6 protein-coding genes are annotated in these 9,381 nt (G+C 38.9%); all 6 read left to right on the top strand.

Features of this window, described 5'->3' with window-relative positions:
* Window positions 1-206 precede the first annotated feature (206 nt).
* The 6 genes from V7659_RS19050 (at window position 207) to V7659_RS19025 (ending at window position 9,237) form a co-directional block, all read left to right on the top strand.
* Window positions 207-1,400, top strand: coding sequence for an NAD(P)-dependent malic enzyme (locus V7659_RS19050; protein WP_335541413.1), 1,194 nt, complete (start codon window positions 207-209; stop codon window positions 1,398-1,400).
* Window positions 1,401-1,543: 143 nt separating this feature from the next.
* A complete protein-coding gene (gene dcuS / locus V7659_RS19045) occupies window positions 1,544-3,139 on the top strand; it encodes a DcuS/MalK family sensor histidine kinase (protein ID WP_335541411.1) in 1,596 nt (531 codons plus the stop codon).
* A 1-nt stretch (window position 3,140) separates the two neighbouring features.
* Window positions 3,141-3,848, top strand: coding sequence for a response regulator (locus tag V7659_RS19040; RefSeq protein WP_335541409.1), 708 nt, complete (start codon window positions 3,141-3,143; stop codon window positions 3,846-3,848).
* A gap of 122 nt (window positions 3,849-3,970) precedes the next feature.
* Window positions 3,971-4,939 carry a 2-keto-3-deoxygluconate permease gene (locus tag V7659_RS19035; protein ID WP_335541408.1) on the top strand — a complete coding sequence of 323 codons (969 nt, stop codon included), beginning with the start codon at window positions 3,971-3,973 and terminating at the stop codon, window positions 4,937-4,939.
* A 222-nt stretch (window positions 4,940-5,161) separates the two neighbouring features.
* Complete coding sequence (locus V7659_RS19030) at window positions 5,162-6,877, top strand: NAD-dependent malic enzyme (protein ID WP_335541406.1); 1,716 nt, start codon at window positions 5,162-5,164, stop codon at window positions 6,875-6,877.
* Between the two features lie 434 nt (window positions 6,878-7,311).
* Window positions 7,312-9,237 (top strand): BglG family transcription antiterminator, encoded by a 1,926-nt coding sequence (locus tag V7659_RS19025; RefSeq protein WP_335541405.1) that lies wholly within the window; start codon window positions 7,312-7,314, stop codon window positions 9,235-9,237.
* Window positions 9,238-9,381: the final 144 nt, after the last annotated feature.

Raw genomic sequence — 9,381 nt, 5'->3', positions numbered from 1 at the left:
ATTAAATATTCTATTAAAGTAGTCTGTTAATTTATAAGATTGGGCTATATTTATTGTGCTTTCAAGGTAAAACGTTTTCAAATTGGATAAGTATTTTACTTCTAAGGATGATGGTGAAATGAGCGCAATCCATGGAAGGCTTAAGATAAAGCTTTGGAATAATTTTTGGATCGAAAGTAATATTTCTTGAAAAGGGAGAGATAATCATGAAAACATTGCGTGACATGGCGTTACAAATGCACCGGGATAATCAAGGGAAATTAGAAGTGAAAGCAAAGGTAGAGATTAAAAATGCAAATGATTTGAGCTTAGCGTATTCACCTGGTGTCGCAGAGCCTTGTAAGGAAATCTATGAAGATCGAAATAGAGTATATGAATACACGATGAAAGGCAACACCATTGCCGTCGTGTCAGATGGTTCGGCGGTATTAGGGCTTGGGAATATTGGTCCGGAAGCAGGGATGCCAGTAATGGAAGGCAAAGCAGCTTTATTTAAGAATTTTGCTAACGTAGATGCATTCCCTATTTGTTTAAATACACAGGATGTTGAAGAAATAATTAAAACAGTAAAGCACCTTGAACCAACATTTGGTGGGGTAAATTTAGAAGACATTTCAGCTCCAAGATGTTTTGAAATTGAAGAACGCCTGAAAAAAGAAACAAATATCCCTATTTTTCATGATGACCAACATGGCACAGCCATTGTAACGGTTGCCGGATTAGTAAATGCTCTTAAACTAGTAAATAAGAAAATGGACGAAATTAAAGTCGTAATAAATGGTTCGGGTGCTGCGGGTGTAGCAATTGCTCAATTGCTAAATCGTTTTGGTGTGTATGATGTCATTCTATGTGATACAAAAGGTGCAATTTATGAAAATCGTCAATATGGAATGAATCCAATTAAAGAAAAGATTGCTAGACAGACGAACCGTAACAATGCAGAGGGAAGCTTAGAGGAAGTCATTGTCGGCGCAGATGTTTTTGTTGGTGTATCTGTTGCAGGTGCAGTAACAAAGGAAATGATTTTAACAATGAGAAGGGATGCAATTATTTTTGCAATGGCAAACCCTGTTCCAGAAATTATGCCAGATGAGGCAAAAGCTGCAGGAGCAAAAGTAATAGGAACAGGACGTTCAGATTTTCCAAATCAGGTCAATAACGTGCTCGCTTTTCCAGGGATTTTTCGGGGAGCTCTAGATGTTCAAGCAACAGAAATAAATGAAGAAATGAAAAAGGCTGCCGTATACGCCATTTCTTCACTCATTTCAGAAGAAGAACTATCAGAAGACTATGTGATACCTAACCCTTTTGATGACCGAGTAGCATCTGCGGTAGCAAAAGCTGTTGCAACTGCGGCTGTAGAAACAGGTGTAGCGCGGAAATCTTTTGTAACCGTGTAACAAAAGTGAATGGGTGCCATTTTGCAAATTAGATGATTTATGATAAAGGCTGCTTAAAGCTCTTTTATGAGCTTAGCAGTCTTTTGTCATTTTATGCTTAAGTCTTATACATACTAATATTATGAAAATAACTGGAGGAGATTATGAAGAAAGGCAAACTTAGTTTACAAGCCATTATTATTATATTTGTATGCATTGTCGTCGCTTTATCACTTGGAATAACTGATTTCATCATAAGCAAAAGAATTACCGCCAGTGTGGAAGAGACACAGAAAGAAAAAGCCCTCAATGTTGCAAGGATGATTTCCCTAAGCCCGCTGGTGATTGATGCTTTAGATGGGGCAACTAGTCGTACTTCAATACAAGGTTTTGCCAGCCAAATTAAAGATAAAACGAATGTTAACTTCGTTGTCGTTATGGATATGAAAGGAATCCGGCTTTCCCACCCAGATCCCAGTAAAGTGGGGAAGCACTTCAGGGGAGGAGATGAAGGGCCTGTTCTTAAAGGAAAGGAGTATGTTTCCATTTCAAAGGGAACTCTCGGTCGATCCATGCGGGCATTTACTCCAATAAAGAATTCACATGGAAAACAAGTCGGTGCGGTTGCTGTAGGAATCTCTTTAGAAAACGTTACAAAGGCGGTCCATAAAGGACGGATGGGGATTGTTATTGGGACATTAATCGGAATCCTGATAGGCGTAATCGGTGCAGTGGGCCTGGCAAGATACATCAAAAAAATCCTTTTAGGACTCGAGCCATTTGCTATTGCTAAACTGCTTGAAGAACGCAGTTCCATGCTTCACTCTGTGCGTGAGGGAATAATAGCGATCGACCAAGAAGGGAAAATCACACTTGTAAACAGGGCAGCCAGTAAGCTTTTTACGAGAGCCGGTCTTGAAGAGAACCCTATGGGTATGAACATTGAAGCTTATTTACCTGAGACACGGTTAACTCGCATAATAAAATCGGGTGAAACCGAATTGGATCAAGAACAAAACCTGAATGGGGTGACCATTTTAGTAAACAGGGTTCCTGTGGTTGTGGAAAATGAGCCGGTGGGCGCAATCGCTACATTCCGTGATAAAACCGAAGTCCGATTGTTGGCCGAACAGCTCACAGGTGTGCGTAACTATGCGGATGCTCTCCGTGCCCAGGCGCATGAATTCATGAACAAACTTCATGTCATCCTTGGCCTGGTCCGAACTGAACAATATGATACGCTTGCTAACTATGTGAGTGAAACGGTTAACCACCGGGAAACAGAAATGGGCTTTGTAACGAAGAAGATTAAAGATCCTGTTCTTGCTGGATTTTTAATTGGCAAACTAAGCTTTGCCAGAGAATCAGGTGCTTCTTTATCTTTTGATTGTGTAAGTGAACTTCCCAAGCCTGCAAACTCGGAAATCACACATGAGTTGATCACAATCATTGGAAATCTTCTCGATAATGCAATGGAGGCAATTGCGGACAGTCCAAACAAAAAAGTCGGCCTTAAACTTGATTATGCAGAGGATATTTTAACAATCGAGGTTAAAGACACAGGGATGGGAATGACGAAATCACTCCAAAACAAGATATTAGATAAAGGATTCTCTACGAAAGGAGAAAACCGCGGGTTTGGGTTATATCTTTTGGCACAGGCAATTGAAAGACTGGAAGGGGACATGATTATATCGTCCAAGCCTGGAAAGGGAACAAGCTTTGCCGTGTATATACCTTATAAAGCAGAGGATGAATAGGATGATAAATGTAATGATTGTCGAAGATGACCCGATGGTAGCAGAAATCAATAAACAATATCTTGCTAAAATTGATGGGTTCCGGTTAGCTGCAACAGTTAATTCAGTCGCTGAAGCCATCCTATTTTTGGGGAAGAATGATATTCAGCTCATTCTTCTGGATATTTTTATGCCGGGAAAGCAGGGCCTAGAGCTGTTAGCGTACCTTCGGAAGAATGACCTTGAAATTGATGTCATCATCATTTCAGCGGCCACAGATCTTGAACGAATTAAGAAGGCATTAAGGTATGGTGTTGTCGACTATTTAATTAAGCCTTTCGAGTTTGAACGCTTTAACGCTGCACTTGCTACTTACCTTGAGCAAACTCGGTTCATTGATAAACAGGATTCGGTTAGTCAGCAGGAGCTCGATCACTTACTTTTGCATAGAGACGAAGCTGTTGTAGCAGAAGAACTGCCAAAGGGGTTAACGAAGGATACCTTAAAGCAGGTATGGGATGCGATTCATGGATTGAAGGACGGGCCTTTTTCTACTGATGAAGTAGCAAATGTTGTAGGAATATCAAGGGTTTCTGCAAGAAAATATCTGAATTTCCTAAAGGACTTAGGAATCCTGGAAGTCAAGGTTATCTATGGAACCGTCGGCAGGCCAGTATACCAGCATGAATATAACAAATTTAAAGAGCATTTAATAAAAAACTTTCTGTAAGCAGTTTTTGAAACTGCTTACTTTTTTTATTTACAAAAAGAATTATTAAACTTTCATAATCTATGAAAACGGTTTACACGGGAATATGATAGACATGTAGCAAGACAAAGGAGGATATAAAAATGCAAATTCCAATAAAGAAAACGCTTGATAAAATTCCAGGTGGTCTGATGGTTGTTCCACTTTTTTTAGGGGTATTAACGAATACATTTTTTCCGCAGGTATTACAAATTGGTAGTTTTACAACAGCATTATTCAGTAAAGAAGCATCATCAACCATTTTGGCATGTTTTATGTTTTTAATTGGTTCACAAATTAATTTTAAATTAGCACCAAAGGCATTAAAAAAGGGTGCAATATTATTAACTGGAAAATTTATCGTAGGTGCTGGTATTGGTTTAGCTGTAGCAGCGATTTTTGGGCCTGCCGGAATACTAGGATTAACACCATTAGCCATCCTTGCAGCGTTGTTAAATGCTAATGGCGGGTTATATGCATCTCTTGCTTCATCGTATGGTGACGAAACGGATGTAGGCGCATATGCGTTATTTTCTTTAAAAGATGGTCCATTTTTCACATTAGTGGCATTAGGTGCATCCGGCCTTGCCACCATTCCTTTTCAAACACTTCTAGGAGTATTAATTCCAATCGTAATTGGAATGATTTTAGGAAATATTGATCCTGATATGAGAAAGTTTCTTGGAAGCAGTAAATTATTATTAATCCCATTTTTCTCATTCCCCTTAGGTGCCGGAATGAATCTTTCAACTATTGTAAAAGCTGGGGGGCCTGGGATATTACTAGGATTAATCGCTGCCTTCACTGGAATCGGTGCTTACTTACTATTGAAGCTATTTAAAGAAAACCCTATCGTTGGTTTAGCAACAGGGTCAACTGCAGGAAATGCGGTAGCTACACCAGCTGTTGTGGCGGCAGCAGATCCGACCTTAGCTGCAGTAGCATCTTCAGCAACTGCACAAGTTGCAGCTGCATGTGTTATATCTGCCATTGTCTGTCCGATTATTGTGAGCTATGTATTTAAAAGGTCTCAAAAGAAAAAATCGAAACCATCGATTGCAAGGGCAGCCTGATAAAAAGTTACGTAAATTTTATTAACAAGAATAATAGCGGAAGAGAGAACAAAGCAGTCAGCTGGTTTTTACTGTCTGCTTTGTTTAATTACAAAAAAGGATCATTAAATTAAAAAACCTAGTGTGATAGGGAAAATGTTATTAACATAGATAGGTAAGAAATCTATGTAACGGTATTGTCCGAATAGCTATTTTAAGATAGAAAGAAGGAAACACCACACCATGAATATACCTGAGAATGTTATTATTACAACTTTAAAAGGAAAAGAAGTTCTCACTAATCCTTTTATAAATAAAGGAACGGCTTTTACGAAAGAGGAAAGGGAAGACCTGGGACTTGACGGTCTGTTACCTTCCCAAGTGCTTTCCCTTGATGAACAAGTAAATAGGGTTTATGAACAATATTCGATGCGAACTACGAATCTATTTAAACACGGTCTGCTTTATGATTTATATAACCGCAATGTTGTTCTGTTTTACCGATTATTGAAAGAACACCTAGCAGAAATGCTTCCAATTATCTACACTCCTACTGTCGGTGAGGCGATCCAGTCATACTCTCACAGCTACCGCCGCCCGGGCGGCCTATATCTTTCAATTGATGATCCTGAGGGCACTGAAAAAGCATTTCACAATCTTGGACAGCCTAAAAATGGGATTGATTTAATCGTCGTTACCGACTCTGAAAGCATTTTGGGTATTGGGGACCAAGGGGTAGGCGGTATTAATATTGCGATTGGTAAACTTGCCGTATACACAGCGGCAGCTGGTATCGATCCAAGCCGAGTTCTGCCAGTCGTCCTAGATGTTGGTACGAACAATCAGGCTTTGGTTGCCGATCCTCTCTATATTGGCAACAAATTCGCCCGTGTCCGTGGTGAGCGTTATGACCAGTTCATTGATTTATTTGTTCAGGCTGCAAGAAAGTTCTTTCCAGAGGTTCTTATTCACTGGGAGGACCTTGGCAACGTAAATGCGCGTAAAATATTGGATAAGTACGGTGACAAAATCCTTACCTTCAACGATGACATCCAGGGAACAGGTGCAGTGACCCTTGCTGCTGTGATGTCTGGGATGAAAATAACAGGAGCTAATCTGAAGGACCAGCGTATTGTTGTCTTCGGACCAGGGGCTGGTGGCCTCGGTATTGCTGACCAAATCTCAGATGCTATGGTTCTTGAAGGGCTGACCAGAGAAGAAGCCTATGACCGTTTCTGGGCTATTGACTATCGGGGGTTACTAACGGATGAAACACCAGGTGTATTGAACTTCCAGAAGCCTTATGTTAGAAAGGCAGAAGAAGTAAAGGACTGGGATATGAATGAGGATGGAATCATTTCATTAATGGAAGTTGTTCAGAAGGTGAAACCGACCATCCTGATCGGTACTTCCGGACAAGCCGGTGCCTTCACCGAGGAAATTGTGAAAGAAATGGCCAAGCATGCTGAGCGTCCGATCATCTTGCCTATGTCCAACCCGACTGCATTGACTGAAGCGGTGCCGGAAAATCTGATGAAATGGACAGATGGCAAGGCTCTAATTGCAACAGGCAGCCCGTTTGCCAATGTGGAATACAAAGGTGTTTCCTATGAAATTGGGCAGTCAAATAATGCATTTATATTCCCAGGACTGGGTCTAGGAGCGATTGTTGCAAAAGCTGAAGTGATCTCAAAAGGAATGTTTGCAGCAGCTGCTTATGCAGTTGCAAGAATGTGTGACATCAGCACAACTGGGGCATCTCTGCTGCCATCCATTGAAAAACTTCATGAAGTCTCAAAATACGTAGCCATTGAAGTAGTTAATGCGGCGATATACGAGGGAATTGCAAGAGTGGATATCCAAGATGTTGAGACTGCTATTGAAGAGGCTATGTGGAAACCTGAGTATAAAGAAATCAAGAGTGTAGGGATTTGGACAAACATTCATTCCTATGCATGATTATATAGTTAAATATAATGCCTGTACTCCTGGTATTGTTGATCGTGGAAAATAAAGTAATCAAAGCGAGTGTACCGGTGAATTATGTACACAAAAAAGCATAACCCAATCATAGTTATTATAAGATAACATGAAGAATATAGAGTATTTTAAGGGGAGGCTTCTCATAAGTTGAGTAAACTTATGGGGAGCCTCTTTTTTATGATTATTTTGAGATGTGCAGTTTTTGTAAATCATCCCAAAAGCCAAGCCTATCCATTATTTTGTATAAATTTATTAACAGTTTAAAGAAAATTGAACTTTTAGACGGGGAGATATAACATAAATTTTAAGAGATAAACTGTTATTATTATTTAATTAGTGTGCTATACCTCGGAAGATGGGAAGCAGTTAATTGTATGATGATCAACTCATTAAGAAAGGTGAGTAGATAAATGGTATCGAAACGACAGAAGGACATCGTGTTGTCTTTAATGAAGGAGCAAGAACCTGTTACAGCCGAATGGATGGCCAAGGAACTGGGAGTGAGTGATAGAACCATTCGTACCGAGATCAAAGAACTTCAATCACAATCCAATTCGCTAGGAATCATTATTGAATCAGTTCGAGGAAAAGGGTATCTATTAGATATAAAGGATTATGAAGTGTTTGAGCAGGAGTTTATTTCTAATGCGAATGATGCAATAAATGAAAGCCAATCTGATTTTTCCGAACAGGAAAATCGGGTTTTGTATATGTTAAAACGATTTTTATTAGAAAAGGAACCTATAAAATTAGAAAGTCTTGAAGAAGAGCTATTTGTTTCCAAGCCAAAGCTTCAAAATGACTTAAAAATCGTCCGTGAATTATTGGAAAGTTATCATTTAAAGTTAGTTACTAGACCGCATCATGGTTCGCAGGCTGAAGGCGATGAATATATGAAGCGGCTATGTTTTTCAAATTATATTTTACGGCGAAATAGAAACTTAAACATTGACAGTAATTCCTTTCAACTTTTGGATCAAAATCTGTTTGAAAAGGTAAAGGAAACGATCATAAAAAAAGTGAATGAATACAAAATTGAGGTATCAGACATTGCACTTGAAAATTTAGCAACCCATATCACAATTGGATGCAAGAGAATTGAAGAAGGATTTGTCATTGAAAACCTTGAACAAGATTTAATAGGAAAATATCCATTTGAAAAAATAGTGGCCAATGAAATTGTGAAAGAGGTAGAGGATTTTACGGGTTTGGAATTTCCCAAATCTGAGATTGACTATATTATTGTCCATTTGTTGGGGACAAAATTAATTCATAAGAATACGTTGAATGAATTTAGTAAATTTGATGAACTAGGCACCATCATTCATTGCATGCTGGAAAGATTGAAAACCGAATTAAATTGGAATTTCAAAGACGATTCCGAATTCATTCAAGCGCTGAGTTTGCACATTCGGCCTGCAATGAACAGGTTACGCTATAATATGAACATTCGGAATCCATTATTAGAGGAAATTAAACGAAAATATCCTAGTGCCTTTGAGGGGGCTGCCATTGCGAGCAGATGCATCGACGAATATTTGGAGAGAGAGGTAGGAGAACACGAAATTGCATATATTGCCTTACATATCGGAGTGGCATTAGAAAGAATGAAGACAAGGCAGAAAAGGGCAAAACGGGTACTTGTGGTATGTGCATCTGGTGTGGGGAGTGCAAGGCTTTTGTTTTATCGTTTACGAAATGAATTTAATGATGAAATCGATATTGTGGCTACAACCAATTATTATCAATTAAAAGAATACGATCTATCGTCTATTGATTTTATTATTAGTACGATCCCTATAAAAGAAGAGATAGGCGTTCAAGTACTAGTCGTTAATACCTTTTTAGGGGAAGGAGATATTGCCAATATTCGCAAAGGAGTATCTTCTGGAAAAGAGTGTGAGGGTCAGAGCTATTTAGATATATCGAAAGTTTTTATTCATAAAGAATTGAAGGATAAAGAAAGCGTTATCCGTTTTATGTGTGATGAATTATACAAACAAAAACTCGTCTCCAAAGATTATGTAAATTTGGTATTGGAAAGAGAGGAGGTCGCTCCAACCAGCTTTGGGAATCTTGTGGCCATCCCTCATCCACTTACGCCGGAAACAGATGAAACATTTTGGACCGTGTGCACATTAAAGAAGCCGATCGAATGGACAGACAAACATAGGGTTCAATTTATTTGCTTGTTGAACATAAGAAAAGTACCTGAGGGTGATCTGGATAGGATGTATAAAAGGCTCATTGCTCTAGTTGAAAACAGTACAACGGTCCAAAAAATTATAAAGAGTGAATCAGCTGAAGAAATTATTAAGATATTAAATGAATCTTAACTTATGCCATAGGAAAAGAACGAGGGTATTCCAAAAGGAATTCCCTTTTTTAGTTTGGGGCTAAAATTTACATGACAGTAACTTCAGTTTAATTTTTAGGCTGTGTTAAAGGTTAATGTTGATTTTGGCACCCTGTTGATTGGA

This window comes from Neobacillus drentensis (genome assembly GCF_036966985.1).
GTDB lineage: Bacteria > Bacillota > Bacilli > Bacillales > Cytobacillaceae > Neobacillus > Neobacillus drentensis_E.
This window is presented reverse-complemented; position numbering and strand designations above follow the sequence as displayed.

Coding starts and splice junctions, on each gene's coding strand:
- V7659_RS19050 (WP_335541413.1), top strand. CDS start 207: ATGAAAACATTGCGTGACATGGCGTTACAAATGCACCGGGATAATCAA.
- dcuS (WP_335541411.1), top strand. CDS start 1,544: ATGAAGAAAGGCAAACTTAGTTTACAAGCCATTATTATTATATTTGTA.
- V7659_RS19040 (WP_335541409.1), top strand. CDS start 3,141: ATGATAAATGTAATGATTGTCGAAGATGACCCGATGGTAGCAGAAATC.
- V7659_RS19035 (WP_335541408.1), top strand. CDS start 3,971: ATGCAAATTCCAATAAAGAAAACGCTTGATAAAATTCCAGGTGGTCTG.
- V7659_RS19030 (WP_335541406.1), top strand. CDS start 5,162: ATGAATATACCTGAGAATGTTATTATTACAACTTTAAAAGGAAAAGAA.
- V7659_RS19025 (WP_335541405.1), top strand. CDS start 7,312: ATGGTATCGAAACGACAGAAGGACATCGTGTTGTCTTTAATGAAGGAG.